The organism is Acidimicrobiales bacterium (assembly GCA_030747595.1).
Classification (GTDB): domain Bacteria; phylum Actinomycetota; class Acidimicrobiia; order Acidimicrobiales; family MedAcidi-G1; genus UBA9410.
The window spans coordinates 1-237 of record JASLKK010000044.1; the positions used below are offsets into that span (position 1 = coordinate 1).

Sequence of the window (237 nt, forward strand, 5' to 3'; positions counted from 1 at the left end):
GCAGGATTTTTGGCCAAGATAGTTATGCCTTTTTCTCGCTCTAGATCCATGGAGTCCATTACGCGATCAGCCACCTCTTCATTTGAACGGAAAACTCCAGAAGTTTTCAGAAGAGCATCAATAAGAGTTGTTTTACCGTGGTCAACGTGCGCGATGACAGCGATATTTCTGAGGTTGGGTTTATTAGGCACTTCTTAACGATACGCGTTATTAGAGCATTAGTAGGGCAATGTGACA

At 43.5% G+C, this 237-nt stretch carries 1 protein-coding gene; it reads right to left on the minus strand.

All coding sequences use genetic code 11. The annotated features are described in order from the left end of the window. On the minus strand, positions 1–191 hold a 191-nt coding region (locus tag QF777_11950), incomplete at its 3' end, for a GTP-binding protein (GenBank protein ID MDP6912251.1). Positions 192–237 lie beyond the last annotated feature (46 nt).